Source organism: Rothia mucilaginosa, from assembly GCF_049990865.1.
Lineage (GTDB): Bacteria > Actinomycetota > Actinomycetes > Actinomycetales > Micrococcaceae > Rothia > Rothia mucilaginosa_I.
The window spans coordinates 890078-907742 of sequence record NZ_CP188231.1 but is presented as its reverse complement, the minus strand read 5'-3'; the positions used below and the strand labels follow the sequence as shown (position 1 = coordinate 907742).

At 58.2% G+C, this 17665-nt stretch carries 15 protein-coding genes and 1 pseudogene; 3 read left to right on the top strand and 13 right to left on the bottom strand.

The annotated features are described in order from the left end of the window. The 9 genes from alaS to aspS all read right to left on the bottom strand — a co-directional run bounded on the left by alaS (position 1) and on the right by aspS (position 10802). Complete coding sequence (alaS, locus tag ACP3RB_RS03610) at positions 1 to 2688, bottom strand: alanine--tRNA ligase (RefSeq protein WP_426699464.1); 2688 nt, start codon at positions 2686 to 2688, stop codon at positions 1 to 3. Positions 2689 to 2818: 130 nt separating this feature from the next. Next, positions 2819 to 3313 (bottom strand): hypothetical protein, encoded by a 495-nt coding sequence (locus ACP3RB_RS03605; protein WP_005508736.1) that lies wholly within the window; start codon positions 3311 to 3313, stop codon positions 2819 to 2821. Beyond that, complete coding sequence (locus ACP3RB_RS03600) at positions 3313 to 3753, bottom strand: DUF948 domain-containing protein (RefSeq protein WP_314729495.1); 441 nt, start codon at positions 3751 to 3753, stop codon at positions 3313 to 3315. Before ACP3RB_RS03600 ends, ACP3RB_RS03605 begins: the two co-directional genes overlap by 1 nt. Positions 3754 to 4039: 286 nt before the next feature. Next, the gene (rpsD, locus tag ACP3RB_RS03595) at positions 4040 to 4672 is read right to left on the bottom strand and encodes a 30S ribosomal protein S4 (RefSeq protein WP_005508739.1); all 633 of its coding nucleotides are present in this window, start codon (positions 4670 to 4672) and stop codon (positions 4040 to 4042) included. Between the two features lie 726 nt (positions 4673 to 5398). Next, complete coding sequence (locus tag ACP3RB_RS03590) at positions 5399 to 6034, bottom strand: hypothetical protein (protein ID WP_426699463.1); 636 nt, start codon at positions 6032 to 6034, stop codon at positions 5399 to 5401. A gap of 37 nt (positions 6035 to 6071) precedes the next feature. Continuing rightward, positions 6072 to 7586, bottom strand: a complete 1515-nt coding sequence (locus ACP3RB_RS03585; protein ID WP_426699462.1) for a replication-associated recombination protein A — start codon at positions 7584 to 7586, stop codon at positions 6072 to 6074. A 164-nt stretch (positions 7587 to 7750) separates the two neighbouring features. Continuing rightward, a complete protein-coding gene (gene dtd / locus ACP3RB_RS03580) occupies positions 7751 to 8185 on the bottom strand; it encodes a D-aminoacyl-tRNA deacylase (protein WP_426699461.1) in 435 nt (144 codons plus the stop codon). Between the two features lie 106 nt (positions 8186 to 8291). Continuing rightward, complete coding sequence (locus ACP3RB_RS03575) at positions 8292 to 8819, bottom strand: adenylate kinase (protein ID WP_426699460.1); 528 nt, start codon at positions 8817 to 8819, stop codon at positions 8292 to 8294. Positions 8820 to 9029: 210 nt separating this feature from the next. After that, complete coding sequence (aspS, locus tag ACP3RB_RS03570) at positions 9030 to 10802, bottom strand: aspartate--tRNA ligase (protein WP_044150411.1); 1773 nt, start codon at positions 10800 to 10802, stop codon at positions 9030 to 9032. 385 nt (positions 10803 to 11187) lie between these two features. Here aspS and ACP3RB_RS03565 point away from each other — a divergent pair. After that, positions 11188 to 11325, top strand: a pseudogene (locus ACP3RB_RS03565) (DUF559 domain-containing protein); the annotation flags it as partial. 260 nt (positions 11326 to 11585) lie between these two features. On the opposite strand, the gene ACP3RB_RS03560 reads toward ACP3RB_RS03565, so the two are convergent. Continuing rightward, a complete protein-coding gene (locus tag ACP3RB_RS03560; RefSeq protein WP_426699576.1) occupies positions 11586 to 11723 on the bottom strand; it encodes a hypothetical protein in 138 nt (45 codons plus the stop codon). 94 nt (positions 11724 to 11817) lie between these two features. Between ACP3RB_RS03560 and ACP3RB_RS03555 the strand changes: the two genes are divergently transcribed. Continuing rightward, positions 11818 to 12144, top strand: coding sequence for an endonuclease domain-containing protein (locus ACP3RB_RS03555; RefSeq protein ID WP_426699564.1), 327 nt, complete (start codon positions 11818 to 11820; stop codon positions 12142 to 12144). A gap of 337 nt (positions 12145 to 12481) precedes the next feature. On the opposite strand, the gene hisS is transcribed toward ACP3RB_RS03555, so the two are convergent. Further along, positions 12482 to 13843, bottom strand: coding sequence for a histidine--tRNA ligase (gene hisS, locus ACP3RB_RS03550; RefSeq protein ID WP_049350086.1), 1362 nt, complete (start codon positions 13841 to 13843; stop codon positions 12482 to 12484). 301 nt (positions 13844 to 14144) lie between these two features. On the opposite strand from hisS, the gene ACP3RB_RS03545 reads away from it, so the two are divergent. After that, the gene (locus ACP3RB_RS03545; protein ID WP_426699459.1) at positions 14145 to 15413 is read left to right on the top strand and encodes a DUF349 domain-containing protein; all 1269 of its coding nucleotides are present in this window, start codon (positions 14145 to 14147) and stop codon (positions 15411 to 15413) included. A 622-nt stretch (positions 15414 to 16035) separates the two neighbouring features. Here ACP3RB_RS03545 and ACP3RB_RS03540 read toward each other — a convergent pair. Together ACP3RB_RS03540 and ACP3RB_RS03535 are read right to left on the bottom strand one after the other, a co-directional pair. Further along, complete coding sequence (locus tag ACP3RB_RS03540; RefSeq protein WP_070686411.1) at positions 16036 to 16284, bottom strand: hypothetical protein; 249 nt, start codon at positions 16282 to 16284, stop codon at positions 16036 to 16038. A gap of 383 nt (positions 16285 to 16667) precedes the next feature. Next, positions 16668 to 17564: a hypothetical protein gene (locus tag ACP3RB_RS03535; RefSeq protein ID WP_426699458.1), complete on the bottom strand. Its 897-nt coding sequence runs from the start codon at positions 17562 to 17564 to the stop codon at positions 16668 to 16670. Positions 17565 to 17665: the final 101 nt, after the last annotated feature.

Here is a 17665-nt window from a genome sequence, read left to right as displayed (position 1 = left end):
TTAGGCCTGAGCCTGTGCGATAGCGTCGCGGACAGCGTCCAGTGCAGCACCAATCTTGGATGCATCCTGGCCACCACCCTGAGCGACGTCGTCCTTACCGCCGCCACCGCCGCCGAGAACACCGGCAGCGACGCGGACCAGAGCGCCAGCCTTCACGCCAGCCTCACGAGCACCCTCGTTGGTTGCCACCAGGACGACGGGGCGACCATTAGCCACACCCACCACGGCGACAACAGCGGCCTCGGAGCCGAAGCGCGAACGCAGATCCAGAGCCAGCTCACGAACGCCGTTAGCGTCCAGTTCACCAGCGTCATGCGCCAGAACGCGAACAGAACCGATGGTCTGTGCGTTCTCCAGCAGCTTGCCAGCCTCAGCCTGCAGCTTCTCGCGGCGCAGCTGAGCCAGTTCCTTCTCAGCAGCCTTCAGCTTAGCCAGAGTCTGGTTAATCTTCTCCGGCAGATCAGCGGAGGACTGAACCTTCATCAGGCCGGTCAGCTGGTTCACCAGGGTACGCTCAGCAGCCAGGTGGTTGAAGGAATCCAGACCCACCAGAGCCTCAACACGGCGGTTACCGGAGCCAACAGAGCCCTCGGTCAGCAGGGTCAGCGAACCAATCTCAGCGGACGAACCAACGTGGGTACCACCGCACAGCTCGCGGGAGAACTCGCCGCCGATTTCAACAACACGCACCACGTCGCCGTACTTCTCACCGAAGAGGCTCATAGCGCCCAGAGCCTTAGCCTCAGCCAGCGGCATCTCACGAGTAATCACCTCGTGGTTATCGCGGATTGCGAGGTTAGCAACCTCTTCAACCTCACGCTTAGCGGACTCGGACAGGCCCTCGTTCCACGCGAAGTCAAAACGCAGGTAGCCTTCCTTGTTGAAAGAGCCACGCTGGGTAGCCTCGTTGCCGAGCACCTGGTGCAGAGCAGCGTGAATGATGTGGGTACCGGAGTGTGCCTTCTCACCGTCGCGGCGGCGCTGAACGTCAACCTGTGCCACAACATCGGCACCGACGTGAACCTCGCCCTCACGCACAACGGCGCGGTGAACGCTCAGACCCTTCACGGGCTGCTGAACGTCCTGAACGTCAATAATGAAGCCGTTGCCGGTAATAACACCGGTATCAGCTGCCTGGCCACCAGCCTCCGCGTAGAACGGAGTCTCATCCAGGACAACCTCAATCTTGTCGCCAGCCTTAGCGGCGGGAACCGACACGCCATCCACCAGGATCGCGCGCAGCTTAGTCTCAGTACGCAGCTCGGTGTAACCGGTGAAGATGGAGCCACGCTCATCCACGAGCTTACGCAGCTCGGACAGGTCAGCGAACGCACCCTTCTTCGCCTTAGCGTCAGCCTGCGCACGGTGACGCTGTTCAGCCATCAGCTCACGGAAAGCCTTCTCGTCAACCTTCACGCCAGCCTCAGCAGCCATCTCCAGGGTCAGGTCAATCGGGAAGCCGTAGGTGTCGTGCAGAGCAAACGCCTCCGCACCGGAAACAGCGTTAGAGCCGTCCTTCTTAGCGGCAGCAACTGCCTCTTCCAGACGCTCAGTACCGGTCTCAATGGTGTGCAGGAACGCCTTCTCCTCAGCGTACGCAATACGGGAAATACGCTCGAAGTCGTCAGCAACGTACGGGAAAGCACCCTTCATCGCATCACGCGAAGCCGGGAACAGCACGGGCAGGCAGGGCTCAGTAACGCCCAGCAGACGCATCGCACGGATAGCGCGGCGCATCAGACGGCGCAGAATGTAGCCGCGACCCTCGTTGGAGGGGGTCACGCCATCAGCAATCAGCATCAGCGAGGAACGGATGTGGTCAGCCACCACGCGCATACGCACGTCGTCCTCATAGCCCTCGTCCTCAGCAGACTCAGAGCCGTGGTACTTCTTACCGGACAGCTTAGAAGCAGCGTCCAGAACGGGGCGAACCTGGTCGGTCTCGTAGAAGTTCTCAACACCCTGTAGCAGCATGGCAAGACGCTCAACGCCCAGACCGGTATCGATGTTCTTCTTCGGCAGATCACCCAGAATCTCGAAGTCATCCTTACCGATACCCTCGCCACGCTGGTACTGCATGAACACAAGGTTCCAAATCTCAATGTAACGGTCGTCGTCAGCCGCCGGGCCGCCTTCCTTACCGTACGCGGGGCCACGGTCATAGAAGATCTCCGAGTCGGGGCCTGCGGGGCCGGGCTGACCGGTGGACCAGTAGTTTTCCTTCATGCCCATACGCTGAATACGCTCAGCCGGGAAGCCCACCTTGTTGTGCCAAATGTCGAAGGCCTCATCGTCACCCTCATAAATGGTGACCCACAGGCGCTCCGGATCCAGACCGAAACCGCCCTTATCCTGAGGGGTGGTCAGCAGCTCGTAAGCAAACGGAATCGCCTGCTCCTTGAAATAATCACCGAAGGAGAAGTTACCAGCCATCTGGAAGAAGGTACCGTGACGCGCAGTCTTACCGACCTCTTCAATATCCAGGGTGCGGATGCACTTCTGCACGCTGGTCGCGCGGGAGAACGGAGGGGTCTCACGGCCCAGGAAGTAGGGAATGAACGGCACCATACCGGCAATGGTGAACATAGCGCCGGGCTCGTTCGAAATCAGCGATGCCGAAGGCACCACAGTATGGCCGCGGGAAGCGAAGAAATCGATCCAGCGCTTGGAAATCTCCTGTGAGAGCATCTCGTTCCTTAGAGTAATCTGTGCGAAATTCTAAATTAGTCTACTGACCTATGGTGCCTGCCCGAGAGCAAAATGGCTAATCGAGCCAGTCTCGTACCGTGGTTTACGGGCGAAGACACCACCTTAAAACCTAGTTGAAGAAGCCGTCACCGAGCTGACGGTCACGCGCAATACGCTGCTCACGCGCTCGCTTCTGAGCCTCTTCCAAGGAGGCAATCTCAGCCTCCACCTCAATGAGTTCACGCTCAGCCAAGCGGCGGTTCGTGGACTCAATCTCAGCCGAACTCATCTGGCGGTCCCACGTATCCAGGGAGCCAGGACGCAAATCCTGCTTCTGGCGCTCCACCTTAGCGTTGAGCTCCATCTCCTTCTCCTGCATGCCTTCACGCACGCGGGCGGCGAACTCAACAGCACGCAACGCGTACGGCTGCAGGGGCTTGCCAATCGGCGAATCGAAGAACTTTCCCATCTGAGACTCCGGGTTGAGGGCAAGCTCACCGTGCTCACGCATGAGCAGGGCGCTGCCGGGGGTACGCTGAGCAGGTTCGGAGGCGGCACGCCTGGAAGCGAAGTAACCAACCGCCGCACCGGCGCCAAGCAGAAGAGCTGAACGAAGCAGACCCATTAGTTCTCACCACCTGCAGAGTAAGAGGACTGTGCCGAACCGTACTGGCCACCAGCGGTGTTGCCAGTGTTGCCGGTGCCGTGTGCGTCGCCGGACTTGCCGCCGCGGAACGCCTGACGCACACCGTACGAGAAGGACGCAACCTTAATCAGCGGCTGACCCACAGTCGAAGTGACCAGCGAGGACAGCGCAGAAACGTTCGCGGACGCATCCGAAACGTTCGAGGTGATGTCGTCAACCTTCTCCAGCTGCTCATTGGTGGTCACCACAGTGCGGGTCACCTCTTCAATGAGGGGGCCGGTGCTCTGGTTCAACGAACGAATCGTCACGATAAGCTCATCAAACACCTTGGTCAGGCGAATAATGGGTAGCGCAAGCAGGGCCACCAGAATCGCAAAAACTCCTGCCGCAATCAGGCCCGCAATATCTCCGCCGGTCATCTATATCCCCATTCCGCTCAATGCATGATGCTTATCAATAGTCGTACAGGACCGCGTGCCACCGTGGCACGCAGCCGGACTGTATACACAGTTCAATCCCCTATTTTAGTCGAAAAATCTTTCAAGCGCCCCCTAAACTCTCATGAAACTCCCAGCGAAGGAAGATTCACAGGTTCAGCGGCACCACTGCCCTCTGGTGTATATACCCCAAAAACCCGCGCGTTAAACGGGAACAACCCGCCCCCACCGAACGGTGCAGGACGGGTTGCTTCTCGAAAAATCGAGATTATGCCAGACGCGAGTAGTACTCAACGACCAGCTGCTCGTCGCAGATCACGGGGATCTCTTCGCGCTTGGGCTTGCGCTCAAGCTTTGCGTGCAGCTTCTCGATCTCAACGTTCAGGTATGCGGGAACCTCGGGCAGAACTGCCTGGTTCTCACCTGCAGCCGCAGCCTGGAAGGGGGTGGTCTTCTCAGCCTTGGGGTGAACGTGGATCAGCTGGCCGGGCTTGACGTGGAACGAGGGGCGGTCCACGCGAACGCCGTCAACCATGATGTGACGGTGAACAACCATCTGACGTGCCTGTGCAATGGTGCGGGCGAAGCCTGCACGCAGAACCAGAGCGTCGAGGCGGGTCTCGAGCAGCTCGACCATGTTCTTACCGGTCTGGCCCTCGGTACGCTTTGCCTCGAGGTATGCGCGGCGCATCTGTGCCTCGCGGATGTTGTACTGAGCGCGCAGACGCTGCTTTTCCTTCAGCTGGGTAGCGTAGTTGGAGTCAGCCTTCTTGCGGGCACGGCCGTGCTGGCCGGGGCCGTAAGGACGACGCTCGAGGTACTTTTCTGCCTTCGGGGTCAGTGCAATGCCCAGGGCACGGGACTGACGCACGGTACGGCGGGTGCGGTTGTGCTTAGCCACAATCTACCTTTCATATGTGAGGCTCCTGCACCCTCACGGGTGGGGCCTCGGTCTGTTGAATACTGGCCTCCTCGGTTGACCCCGCCGGAATCCGTACGCGACCGACTCGGTCGTTGCTGTACGGCGGTGGGGCGGAGAGCTCGGGGCAGAGTACCCCGCAGCTACATTACTGACACCCGCACGGATGCGGGCATAGTAATTGCCAGACCCGTCAAGCTTACCGGATGCCCCCGGGCTTTACCAGCCTTTTGGGAAATCTTTGGTTCAAATCACTGTGTATGTGGGTTTTTGATGCTTCCCCACACGACCCCCACAGGAATTATTTATGCCCGTCAGAGCTATTTAGGTGCGACTTCCCCGAAAAATTGCGGCGCCGAGATGTTGGATTGTAATCATTTCGTTATTTTTAACCTGTGTCTTTATGGGAAATAGCTTGAACCGCGCCCCCATATCGCCTAGACTAGAAACCATAACAAGCTTGGCGTCCGCCCTTCCGGGAAGGCCGACAGCCAAGACGTCTATCACAACTCAAAACTCTGACGCGGTGCGCAGTACTACCGAGGTACTACGCACCGCTTTCTGTTTGCCTACTGTTTGGTGCGGGTGGTTCGTGTGGCTGGCTCTCGCAGCTGGCTCGCCTACAGGGGCACGCCACTCCCCCGGCAGGGTCTGCCGGTGCCATCTTCGCGTGTCCTCAGGCGCATCATTTCCAGCACTCAGACAAATCTACGCCACAAAACTGTACCCACACAGCGCAGCAGCTGTACCTTCGTTCGGGGCAAGAAGCTCAGCAGTAACCTCGTCTGGGCTCGGTAAAGCAGAATCATCCCGTTCAAAATCGAACACAAAAAGAACGACCTCCTCAGTAGGAACGTCAAAAAGCTCGACAACAGACGGCAGGCTACGCATATCCCCCGCGAGATTATCTGTTACCTCTGCAAAAAGTAGCGTATATGTGAGCAGCTCTCTGTCAACCATCTCACGCCAGGTAGTCCACCCCTCCGGGGCCGCAGCATGGATTAGAGAATACGGAGTGAAAACGTGAGTATGCGGGCCAAATGTCACCTCTACAGCAGGCCTCTGACCAGCAATTCCACCCTGCAGGGGGCTACACACAATATGCCAACCCGCATACTCCTGATGCACGAGATTCACGGTCGCCTCATAGGCTCCATCACCTACCGTGAAGCGAAGACCCGCTTCTGACAGAAGCTCCGGTTCACCCTTCACATAGAGTGCCGGTCGGCGCGCCAAACAATAGGTCTTCCGCCCATCATAAAGTTCACCCCGCATGCCAAGCCCACCGAAAGCGTGCACCAGCTCGGAAGCAATCACGGGAGGTAAGGAAAGAGAAAGCTTCATCCGTTCATTTCCTAAGTATTACTAGGCGCCGCATGAGCTAACGGGTCGTATCCTGCGCCGGAGCCGCATCCAAAATACGGCGGATACGCTCACGCCGCTCCGTCAACGTGCGCTCAAAACCATGCTGCGTCGGCTCGTAGTAGACCGTGCCGCGCAGGGTATCCGGCAGGTACTGCTGTGCCGCCACATGCCCCGGCTCATCATGCGCATAAATGTACCCCACGCCGTGACCAAACTGCTTAGCCCCCGCATAATGACCATCACGCAAATGCACCGGAACCTGACCGGCAGCACCCACACGCACATCCGCAATCGCGCGGTTAATCGCGTTATACGCCGCATTCGACTTCGGCGCGAGCGCACAATAAATCACCGCCTGCGAGAGAATAATGCGCGCCTCCGGCATGCCCACCAGCGCCACCGACTGCGCCGCAGCCGTCGCCACCTGCAGCGCCTGCGGATCAGCCAGACCAATATCCTCACTCGCCAAAATCATGATGCGACGCGCCACAAAACGCGGATCCTCGCCACCCTCCAACATGCGCGCCAAGTAGTGCACCGCGGCGTCCGCATCAGAGCCACGCATGGACTTAATGAACGCACTCACCACGTCATAATGCTGATCACCCGAACGGTCGTAGCGGATCGCGGCGCGGTCCACCGCCTCCGTGGCGTGTGCCAGGGTGATGCGCACCGGCGCGGCAGGTTCGGCCTCTTCGGCACCGGTTTCTGCGGGGCCAGTTTCTGCCGGGGCATTTCCCGCAGCTTCAGCCTCGCTAAAGGCAATCGCAGCCGCAGCCTCCAGGGAGGTCAGGGAGCGGCGAGCGTCGCCTCCAGAAACCGCCGCGAGGTGGGCGCGCGCATCCTCATCAATGACCGCCGCACCGTCAAAACCGCGCGGGTCAGCCAACGCACGGTCAATCAGACGCTCAATATCGGACTGCTCCAACGAATGAACCCGCAACAGTAGCGAGCGCGAGAGCAGCGGCGAAATAATGCTGAACGACGGGTTTTCCGTCGTAGCCGCCACCAGAATCACCCAGCGGTTCTCCACACCGGGCAGGAGCGCATCCTGCTGAGCCTTTGTAAAACGGTGAATCTCGTCGAGGAAGAGCACGGTGGTCGTGCCGTACATGTCGCGGTCGAGCAGCGCCTGATCCATGACCGCGCGCACATCCTTCACGCCCGCGGTAATCGCCGAAAGCTCCACGAACTTACGACCCGGCGCGCGCGCAATCACATGCGCCAGGGTGGTCTTACCCGTACCCGGCGGGCCGTACAAAATCACCGAGGACGGGCCAGCCGGTCCGGCATTCTCCCCCGCCAACACGCGCAGAGGCGCACCCGGAGTCAGCAGGTGCTCCTGGCCGAGGACCTCATCAATCGTGCGCGGACGCATACGCACCGCCAACGGCGCACGAGACGCCGAACGGGCAGAATGCGCACGCGACGCAGAGGCACGCGAGGAGGCGGGCTCCTCAGCGGACGCACCGATTAGGCTCACGCGGTCCCCGTCATCGGGCAACTCAAGGTTAAAGAGGGAATCAGCCATAGTCTTACTCTATCGTTTCACAATCTGGAGGCGGGTACGGGGTGTGGGTATACAGCTGCGGATTTAGCTCGCGGCGTGACACCACACGGGTTTTCGATAGGTTAGTGTCTTCGCCGTGGGTTTTAAACCCCGGGGCAATCCACTAACCTATCGAAAGCGCCGCCCTAGAGGGTCTCACTATCGAGAATCAGGGTCACCGGGCCGTCATTGACCAGCTCCACCTGCATGTCCGCACCGAACACGCCGGTCTCCACGTGTAGGCCATGCTCACGCAGCGCCTGAACATAGTCGTTGAACAGCGGCTCACTCACCACACCGGGCGCAGCAGCAGACCAGGAGGGGCGGCGGCCCTTCTTCGCATCCCCGTACAGGGTGAACTGGCTGACCGCCAGCACGGGTGCGCCCTCATCGAGCAGGGACTTCTCCCCCTCCATCAGGCGCAGGTTAGCAGTCTTATCGGCAAGCTTCGCAATCTGCGCCGCACCGTCACCGTGCGTGATACCGACCAGCACCAGGTAGCCGGGCTGCTCAATCGCGCCGACCGTCTCACCCGCCACACGCACCACCGCGCGGGTCACACGCTGAATAACTACTCGCATCGTTCACCTTTCATCATGGAACCGGCCTTCACCCGGCTCATACATCTCTTTCAACACCACTCTCGGCGGCTGGTTTAGGAGAGCCACAGTTCTAGAGGCAACAGCCTCAGAGCACTCCGCGCAGCTGCACGGCACGCAAAAACTGGTTCGCCGCCCGCGGAGTACGAAACTCAATAAAACGCTTCTGCAGATGCTGCCCGCGAGCCTCCGCCAGCAGCTGGCCCACGTGCGGGTAGCTCCTCCACGTGTACCGGATCATGTTGTCCGGGTCGCGCAGAATATTCCACAGCGGCGGTTCCACGTTATCAGCCCACAGCCTCTGACCCGTCACCGCACGGCGCACCGTCCGGCGAACCACACGCCACATGACCACCGCACGGCTATAGCGCAAGTAAATCACCACATCCGCACGCTCCAGCAGGCGGCCGCGCACCTGCGGATACTGCCACTCCGTAATCCACGCAGGCCGCTCAATGAGCGCCTGAACATCCGCCTCAAAACTAGGGCGCGGAGTCCAGTTCGGACCCCAATGCAACGAGTCCATCTCCGTATGCGGAATGTCCAGGAGGCGCCCCAACCGCGCCGCGAACGTCGTCTTACCGCTACCACTCGGGCCGGCAACCAGAATACGCATGCTCCCCTCCCCCCTTCAGTTAGTACACACTTCTGGTTAGTACACAAATCGGCACGCACGCCAGTTGATACAAAAGGTGGGCTGCGACCCTGCACCAGCAGAATACACAGCCCACCCTCAACGGCAACCCCGGCACAACTCAACGCCCGCCGGGTTTACACCGCACAGCCCCACACCCCTACGGGGCGCACGACCAAAGACTAGAGAAGATTACTCCTCGTCCTTCTTCTTCGGCTTGAAATCAACGCCAGCTTCCTTACGCTGCTCCGGAGTAATCGGTGCAGGAGCCGCAGTCAGCGGATCGAAACCATTACCGGTCTTCGGGAACGCAATAACCTCGCGGATCGAATCAACGCCAGCCAGCAGAGACACAATACGGTCCCAACCGAACGCAATACCACCCATGGGCGGTGCACCGTACTTGAACGCATCCAGCAGGAAGCCGAACTTCTCCTGAGCCTCTTCCTCACCAATGCCCATCACAGCGAACACGCGTTCCTGCACGTCACGGCGGTGAATACGGATCGAACCGCCACCAATCTCGTTACCGTTGCAGACAATGTCGTAAGCGTACGCCAGAGCCGAACCCGGGTCAGTGTCGAAAGTATCCATGAACTCGGGCTTCGGGGAGGTGAACGCGTGGTGCACAGCAGTCCACGCGGAGTGACCCAGAGCCACGTCACCGGACTCAGTAGCCTCAGCAGAAGACTCAAACATGGGGGCATCAACAACCCACACGAAGGACCACTCGCCGTCCTTAATCAGGCCGGTACGGTGACCAATCTCAACACGAGCAGCACCCAGCAGCGCACGGGAAGCCTTAGCCTCACCAGCAGCGAAGAAGATGCAGTCGCCGGGCTTCGCGCCGGTAGCCTCAGCCAGGCCAGCACGCTCAGCGTCAGTAATGTTCTTAGCAACCGGACCGGTCAGCTCGCCATCCTCCTGAATGAGGACATAAGCCAGGCCCTTAGCACCACGCTGCTTCGCCCACTCCTGCCAAGCGTCCAGGGTACGGCGAGGCTGAGAAGCACCACCGGGCATCACAACAGCACCCACGTAAGGAGCCTTGAACACGCGGAAAGTGGTGTCCTTGAAGTACTCGGTCAGCTCAGTCAGCTCCAGACCAAAACGCAGGTCAGGCTTGTCCGAACCGTACTTCTCCATCGCATCCTTGTAGGTCATGCGCTGAATCGGGCGGGGAACCTTCACATCAATCAGGTTCCACACAGCCTCAACGATGCGCTCGCCCAGCTCAATGATGTCTTCCTGATCAACGAACGACGCCTCAATGTCCAGCTGAGTGAACTCAGGCTGACGGTCGGCACGGAAATCCTCATCACGGTAGCAACGAGCAATCTGGTAGTACTTCTCAATACCGCCAACCTGCAGCAGCTGCTTGAACAGCTGCGGGGACTGCGGCAGAGCGTACCACGAACCCGGAGCCAGACGAGCCGGCACCAGGAAGTCACGCGCACCCTCAGGGGTGGAACGGGTCAGGGTCGGGGTCTCAACCTCAATGTAGCCGTCCTCAGCCAGCAGGTTGCGTGCCGCACGGTTCGCGTCCGAACGCAGGCGCATGATGCGAGCCGGCTCCGGGCGGCGAAGATCCAGGTAGCGGTAGCGCAGGCGCGCCTCCTCACCCACCTCAACGTGCTCGTCAATCTGGAAAGGCAGCGGAGCGGCAGTGTTCAGCACCTCAACGGCGGACACCTCAACCTCAATCTCGCCGGTCGCCAGGTTCGGGTTCTCGTTGCCCTCCGGGCGCTTAGTCACCAGACCGGTCACACGCAGCACATACTCGTTGCGCAGGTGCTCGAAGTCAGCCTCGTTGTGGAAAACGCACTGGGTGACGCCCTCGCGGTCACGCAGGTCAACGAAGGCGACGCCACCGTGGTCGCGGCGACGAGCCACCCAACCGGTCAGGGTAACAGTCTCTCCAATGTTTGCGGCGGTCAGCTCGCCGTTGGTGTGAGTGCGAAGCACAGACATTCCTTTCATAGCGGGCACCTCACGACTATAGACAGTAGCCGGGTACACGCGGTTGATGATATGCGCACACTGCGTGCGCCTCATATATTGTATCCCCTCCGGGCAAGTCAGGGGCAGAAAATAGGGCGCGGAGGCAGGAGGCGGGTAGGGCGGCAGGTTCGTGGGGGTCTGCGGTCGATAGGTTAGTGTCTTCGCCGTGGGCCTTTACCCCGGGGCGAAGACACTAACCTATCGAAAACCCACTACCCTATCGAAGTATTACCGGGGAATCCACTCCGCATGCCTGTGGACAAACGCTCATTCTGCAAAACCGACCAAGTTATCCACAGATTTCACGAACAAGCCCCACAACCTCACACAGCCTGCCAGGATAAAGCCTATGAACACCGTAACTATTCCGTGGCAACGCGTCCCAAACGTACTACCGGCTACACCAGAAATTACCCGCGCCGCAGAACTACACCCATTCGTGCTGAACTCCCAGATGCTCAACCTGCGAGGAATCGGGCCGAAACGCATTCGCAAGCTAGTGGCGGAAGGGTCTCTGCAACGTATCCAGCGAGGAGCCTATATTTACACCCGCGATGCCCAAGCGCTCACCCCCGAAGAGCGGCTCACGGTACGGTGCATCGCTGCTCAGATGATGGGTCTTCAAGGGATCTTCTCCCACACATCAGCCGCGGCGCTATGGGGACTTGATGTACTCTCTGTTCCCCAAATGATAAGCGTGTATAGCTGTAGTCATAGCACCTCTGACAAGGGAAGAATCACCCGGCATTACAGCGCCACCGGCCCCGAGGAAGTCACCAGGTTACCCGGCACATCCATCATGGTGACGACGGTAGCTCGCACGCTACAAGATTGTGCACGCACCAGGCCCTTTCGGGAGGCGGTGGTTCTCGCCGACTCCATCATGCGGCGGGGACTCTTGGAACCCCGCGAGGTAACCGAGATTCTCCTGAACCTCACGGGGTACGGCAGCTCCGCAGGGCCCCTCCTGGCGCAGGCGGTGGATGCATCCAGCGAGTCGGCGGGCGAGAGCCTCACCCGGTGCCTACTCATGGAACACATGCTGCCCCTGCCCGTAACGCAGTACCCGATTTCATGCGAGGGACACAACTATCGGGTGGACTTCGCCTGGCCCGAGGCGCGGGTCATTCTCGAGTTCGACGGCGAACAGAAATACGTGGACCACCCCGGCAGGGACCGCTACGAAGCCGCCCGCGACCGTGCCCTAACCCGTGCCGGCTGGACGGTCGTGCACCTCACGTGGGCTGACATCTTCAACAAGGAGCTGGAGGTCGTGACCCATTTACGGAATCTACTTCTGAAATAACCCGGGGTAGGTAGCCGAAGACCCAGGAGGCGGGTGGAGGTGAGGAGGGTGGCGGGGGTGTTCCGTGCGAGGTTGCAGTTTTTTAGTGATGAGTTTATGGATTTCAGTAATGACTTCGTGACTCTGGTACGGGTTAAAGACCCCCTCCAAAGTCACTAAGTCATTACCGAAAATAAAAACCCGCCCGGCAGGGAGGTCAACATCCTCCCCACCAGGCGGGTACACATCCATATGCGGGTCCATATGCAGGCCCAGAGCAGCTAGATACTAGAGCAGCCAGATAATACAGCGGCCAAACACCACAGGTGCTACAGGCCCCTACTCTTTACCGATCTACTTACAGGCCCTCAGCACGCACAATCTGAACGTGCAGGTCCTCAGCCGGCGGCATCCACGAAGCCGGATCAGCAGCAACCTGCTCACCCGAACGGATATCCTTCACCTCGTGAACCGGGGCACCCGACTCATCCGACGAAATGAACCAGACGAACGGAATGCCGCGCTTCTCAGCGTACTTAATCTGCTTACCGAACTTCGCCGCATTCGCAGACACCTCACACGCGATACCGCGGGCACGCAGCGCATCCGCAACATCATTCGCAGCAGACCAGCCCTCATCATTCGTCAGAGCCACAAACACAGCCGAAGGCACCTTACGGCTCGCCTGCGCAAAACCCTGCGACAGAATACGAGCCACCACACGGGTCACACCAATCGACAGGCCAACACCCGGGTACGTCTTCTTACCATTCGACGCCAGCGACTCATAACGGCCACCCGAACAGATCGAACCCAGCGACTCGTGACCAACTAGAACAGTCTCGTACACGGTGCCGGTGTAGTAGTCCAGGCCGCGAGCAATCGACAGGTCAGCCAGCACCTTACCCGGCGCACGGCGAGCCGCCTCCTCAATGACCTCAGCCAGCTCAGCAAGACCCTGATCCAGCAGCTCATGCTCCACCGAATACTTAGCGGCAAGCGCACGCACCTGCTCCACAAAAGAAGCGTCCTCAGTGCGGATCTGCGCCAACTCCAAGGCGGCAGCGGCAGCATCCGCGCTCGCACCAGCCTCAGCCTGCAGCTCCTCAGCCACACGCTCAGCGCCAATCTTCTCCAGCTTGTCAATAGAACGCAGAACAGCCGCAGTATCAGTCAAACCCAAGCCCAGGTAGAAACCCTCAGCCAGCTTGCGGTTATTCACACGCAGCTTGAACTCAGGAATCGGCAGCTTCGACAGCGCATCAACAACAACCAGCGCCAGGGTCACGTCGTAACGGAACGGCAGCTCGCCGTCACCAACCACGTCAATATCAGCCTGAGTGAACTCGCGGGCACGACCCTCCTGCGGACGCTCACCACGCCACACCTTCTGAATCTGGTAACGCGAGAACGGGAAATTCAGGTAACCAGCGTTCTCCACCACGTAACGGGCAAACGGCACGGTCAGGTCAAAGTGCAGAGCCAGCTTTTCCTTAGCCTTAGCAGCCTCATCCTCCTGCAGGCGAGAAATTGCGTAAACTTCCTTGTCAATCTCACCCTTGCGCAGCAGCTGCTCAATAGTCTCTACCGAACGAGTCTCAATCGGGGAGAAACCGTGCAACTCAAAAGTCTCACGCAGAGTGTCCAGAACATGATTCTCAACCAACCGCTCAGCCGGAAGATACTCGGGAAAACCAGACAGCGAAGCCTTGCGAGCCATACGCGATACTCCTTGACAAAGAACTCGACAACAAAACCCCGGAACACCTCCGGGCATATCTACCCATCATACCAACACCCACCCCAGCACAGCATCCACTCCCCCAGTTCCACCCGCCAAACCCGCACAAACCCGCGGCCGGCAGGTTCGCCCACAACACAACACGACCAGACACTACTCACACACACCCCACAGAGGCTATGCTTAGGAGGTGCACACGCACACCCAAACGGGTGCCCACCACGGGGAACAGCGCAAAGGCGCCCCACCCCCAGCACCCCCGAGTGAAAGAGTTATAGCGGTGACTACCAAACCCGACGACACTGTAAACCTCGAAAAGGCACGCCAGTACGGCCGCGTCTCCGAGGACGGCCACGTCTTCGTCATTGTCGACGGCGAAGAATACGCAGTAGGCCAGCTGCCCGGCGCCTCCGAAGAAGAAGCGCTCAGCTACTTCGCCCGCAAGTTTGAAAACGTCGAGGCGCAGGTTGCCCTGCTCGAATCCCGCCTCGCCAACAACGCCCCCGCAGCAGACCTGCAGAAGGGCATCACCTCCATCGGTGCACAGATTGGTGTGCGCAACATGGTCGGCGACTACTCCGGCCTGCAGAAGCGCCTCATCACCCTCGCAGAGCAGATCGCTGAACTCGGCGAAAAGCAGCAGCAGGCACGCACCGAAAACCGTGAACGCGCCCTCGCCGTCCGCGAAGAAATCGTCGCGGAAGCAGAGCAGATTGCCGGCCAGGACCCCGACCAGATTCACTGGAAGAACTCCCACTCCCGCATGAACGAACTGTTCGAAGCGTGGAAGAAGGCACAGCGCGAAATTCACCTGGCAAAGAGCGTAGAGGACGAGCTGTGGAAGCGTTTCCGTGCAGCCCGCACCACCTTCGACCGCAACCGCCGCGCACACTTCTCGCAGCTGGACGACCGCAACGCACGCATCAAGCGCGCCAAGGAAGAGCTGATTGCACGTGCGGAAGAGCTGTCCACCTCCACTGACTGGTCTGAAACTTCCCGCGCATACAGCGACCTGATGCGTGCTTGGAAGCAGGTACCCCGCGGCCACCGCCGCGAAGACGACAAGCTGTGGGCACGCTTCCGCGCGGCACAGGACGTGTTCTTCAACGCCCGCAACGAAGCCGAAGCAGCGCAGGACGCAGTCTACGCCGAAAACCTCAAGGTCAAGGAAGCACTGCTCAAAGAAGCACGCGCACTCCTGCCCGTCGAGGACATTGAGGGCGCGAAGGCAGCCTTCGAGAAGATCCTGGACCGCTGGGATGCGGCAGGCCGCGTGCCCCGCAACGACCTGCGCCGTATCGACGGCGAACTGCGCCGCATTCAGGACGAAATCAACGGCGCCGAAGAGGCAAAGTGGAAGCGCAACGACCCCGCCAAGGCAGCCCGCGCGAACTCCCTGCTCGCACAGATCGAGGACTCCCTCGCCGAGCTGGAAGCAGAGCTCGCCGCAGCTGAGAAGGGCGGCGACTCCAAGAAGATCGCCAAGGCTAAGGAAGCTCTGGAGGCGCGCCGCGCCTGGGCAGCAACCCTGCAGGGCTTCGGCAACTAAGGTCTAGCCGGAGTTTTAGCCGGATAGGTAATGCCCGGGGTGCCGGCTGATAGAGGCTTGGTGCCCCGGGTTACTGACCTAGATTAACCTCATAGCGCCGAGAAATTAACGCCGAGAAGCCACATGTGTTTCGAAAAGCCACTTCTTTGGTGGCTTTTCGAAACACATGTGGCTTCTGCGTGTCTGCGGGGGTTATATTCGCGCCCCTCCACCCGATGCAGATGGAGGGCGCACCGGGTTCATGGATCTTCGATAGGTTAGTGCCTTCACTGCGGGTTAAAGACCCACGGCGAAGACACTAACCTATCGAAAACCTCTGTCTAAAAAGAAGGCGGCCCTGGATGCGCCAGGTTGATGGGCGGGAGCCGGTTATGGTTTAGCTTTTTTGGTGGCGGGTTAGTGACTTCAGGCTGGGGTTTTAACCCCCTCCAAAGACGCTAAGTCATGATCGAAATTGCTAAGTCATTACCGAATTTCCGCCAGCGTGGAGGTGGAGCCTCAGCAGAATTTGTGCCATGGCTTAGCGTCTTCGACCATGGTTTTTAACTACGACCAAAGACACTAACCTATGGCACAAATCCGTAACTCATGACCGGATCCCCATCTGTGACAGGTGGGAGGGCTACACGGCGAGCGCATACATGTCGCGAAGTGCCTCTTCCGCCTCGTCGAGGGCGTATCCGCTCTGGCAGAGAGCGTCACAGCCGTTACCGTAGCGGAGGCCGGCGAGGAACTCGCGGTCGGCCACCTCCGGCAGGTACACCATGAGGTATTCGCCGTTGTCAGTGAAGAAGTCGTCAATGTTGGCGGCGTCCTGGCCGGAGTAGAAGGCGCGGAAGTCTTCGTCATTGTAGTAACCAACCGTGTACATGAGGGGCTCCTTTGGTCGCTCGGCAGAGTGGGTGAGAACGCGTCGTTGTTCTCTACCACCAAGGTACGGGGCACCCCTGACAAGATAAGGGGCTGCACCGCCCCACGACGGAGAAAAAGCAGAAAAATATTGCGTGACGAGGGGTTTTCTGGAGGCACGCTCTCCCGCAGATGCATCGAGCTTATAAAAGCTTTTAACATGTCAAAGCAGCCCACCGAGTTGCCAATACAGAATAGCCACTCGGAGGGCTGGATTGAGAATACACCGCTATCACTAGAACTATGTTGGGGCTTCGTTCTAATCAGACGATACATAGCATCACTTTCACAGTTCATTATGCATTAGACGGAGAATAATCTACCAAAGGTTGAATCATTGGTATATTAACCGCCAAATCTTGGCCCATATAGTAGAGCAACTATCAGAAAACTAGCGTTCAAAAATAAGTAAACACACAAAGTGAAAACAATAGATCTAACTGCTACCCTTATAGGGGTTTTATACTTTCCCTTGTTGACCCTATTCACTTCATTCTCGATAAGGTCAATTTTTATAGAGTATGAAATTGCCCCAATGATTGCACCTACCACAGGAAGTACCGTCATGACCAAACCAAAAGGATCCCTTTGGATTAAGGCAATAGTAAAACCAATAAACAACCCAATAGTCGTTCCCCTCCCGGCATAGTCAACAAAATCACGCATCATGGGAAGGAGGTAGCCAGATTGCCAGCGCTTCTTAACCCAAGAATACTTTGTCAGGATACTTTCTTCTTTAATGAGGTTCAGAACGTCATCATAGCTAACAAAATCTGCATATTTAATTTCCTCTATCTCGGAGCAAAAATCCCTTAAAGATAGATAAACCTCCCTAGATGGGTCATATTTAGGGGTGAGTCCATTCATTTTTTCTAGCTGGGCCAATGAATCAATGCAATGACTTTGGGCAATAGAGCTTGACTCCTTTTCAACCAACTTTAGAAAATTTTGAACTTTATCTTTAAATTCGTTATCTACATCTTTGGGAGGAAATAGATGAAATGGGTGAGATATATTAAATGCAGTATTCTTTATTACTACCTTCCCAAATCGTTTAAGAGATTCAACTCTAGATTCTCTAGATATACCAAATTCTTTTAGAAGATTAGCAATTATTTCCCTCCTGGCAGCCGCATACCAATAATATCCAGTTGCTTCAAGAACCATCAGAAAAATAAGGCCTACAGTCGAAGCCACTAATGCAAGTGCGGTCACTGCTGCGGTCATACCGAGGTTACCCATAGTCTCTTCCTTCCCAACTCTGCGAATTTCGGTGCTTCTGATTACAGGTTAGAAAAGACCCCTGACAAGATAAGGGGCTGTGCCGCCCCGTATGGAAATTC

Bases quoted from the DNA above. Each gene is read 5' to 3' on its own strand.
- ACP3RB_RS03540 (WP_070686411.1), bottom strand. From the start codon at position 16,284: ATGTACACGGTTGGTTACTACAATGACGAAGACTTCCGCGCCTTCTAC.
- ACP3RB_RS03575 (WP_426699460.1), bottom strand. From the start codon at position 8,819: ATGCGTATTCTGGTTGCCGGCCCGAGTGGTAGCGGTAAGACGACGTTC.
- alaS (WP_426699464.1), bottom strand. From the start codon at position 2,688: ATGCTCTCACAGGAGATTTCCAAGCGCTGGATCGATTTCTTCGCTTCC.
- ACP3RB_RS03560 (WP_426699576.1), bottom strand. From the start codon at position 11,723: ATGATGGAGTCGGCGAGAACCACCGCCTCCCGAAAGGGCCTGGTGCGT.
- ACP3RB_RS03605 (WP_005508736.1), bottom strand. From the start codon at position 3,313: ATGGGTCTGCTTCGTTCAGCTCTTCTGCTTGGCGCCGGTGCGGCGGTT.
- ACP3RB_RS03590 (WP_426699463.1), bottom strand. From the start codon at position 6,034: ATGAAGCTTTCTCTTTCCTTACCTCCCGTGATTGCTTCCGAGCTGGTG.
- ACP3RB_RS03535 (WP_426699458.1), bottom strand. From the start codon at position 17,564: ATGGGTAACCTCGGTATGACCGCAGCAGTGACCGCACTTGCATTAGTG.
- hisS (WP_049350086.1), bottom strand. From the start codon at position 13,843: ATGGCTCGCAAGGCTTCGCTGTCTGGTTTTCCCGAGTATCTTCCGGCT.
- ACP3RB_RS03600 (WP_314729495.1), bottom strand. From the start codon at position 3,753: ATGACCGGCGGAGATATTGCGGGCCTGATTGCGGCAGGAGTTTTTGCG.
- ACP3RB_RS03585 (WP_426699462.1), bottom strand. From the start codon at position 7,586: ATGGCTGATTCCCTCTTTAACCTTGAGTTGCCCGATGACGGGGACCGC.
- dtd (WP_426699461.1), bottom strand. From the start codon at position 8,185: ATGCGAGTAGTTATTCAGCGTGTGACCCGCGCGGTGGTGCGTGTGGCG.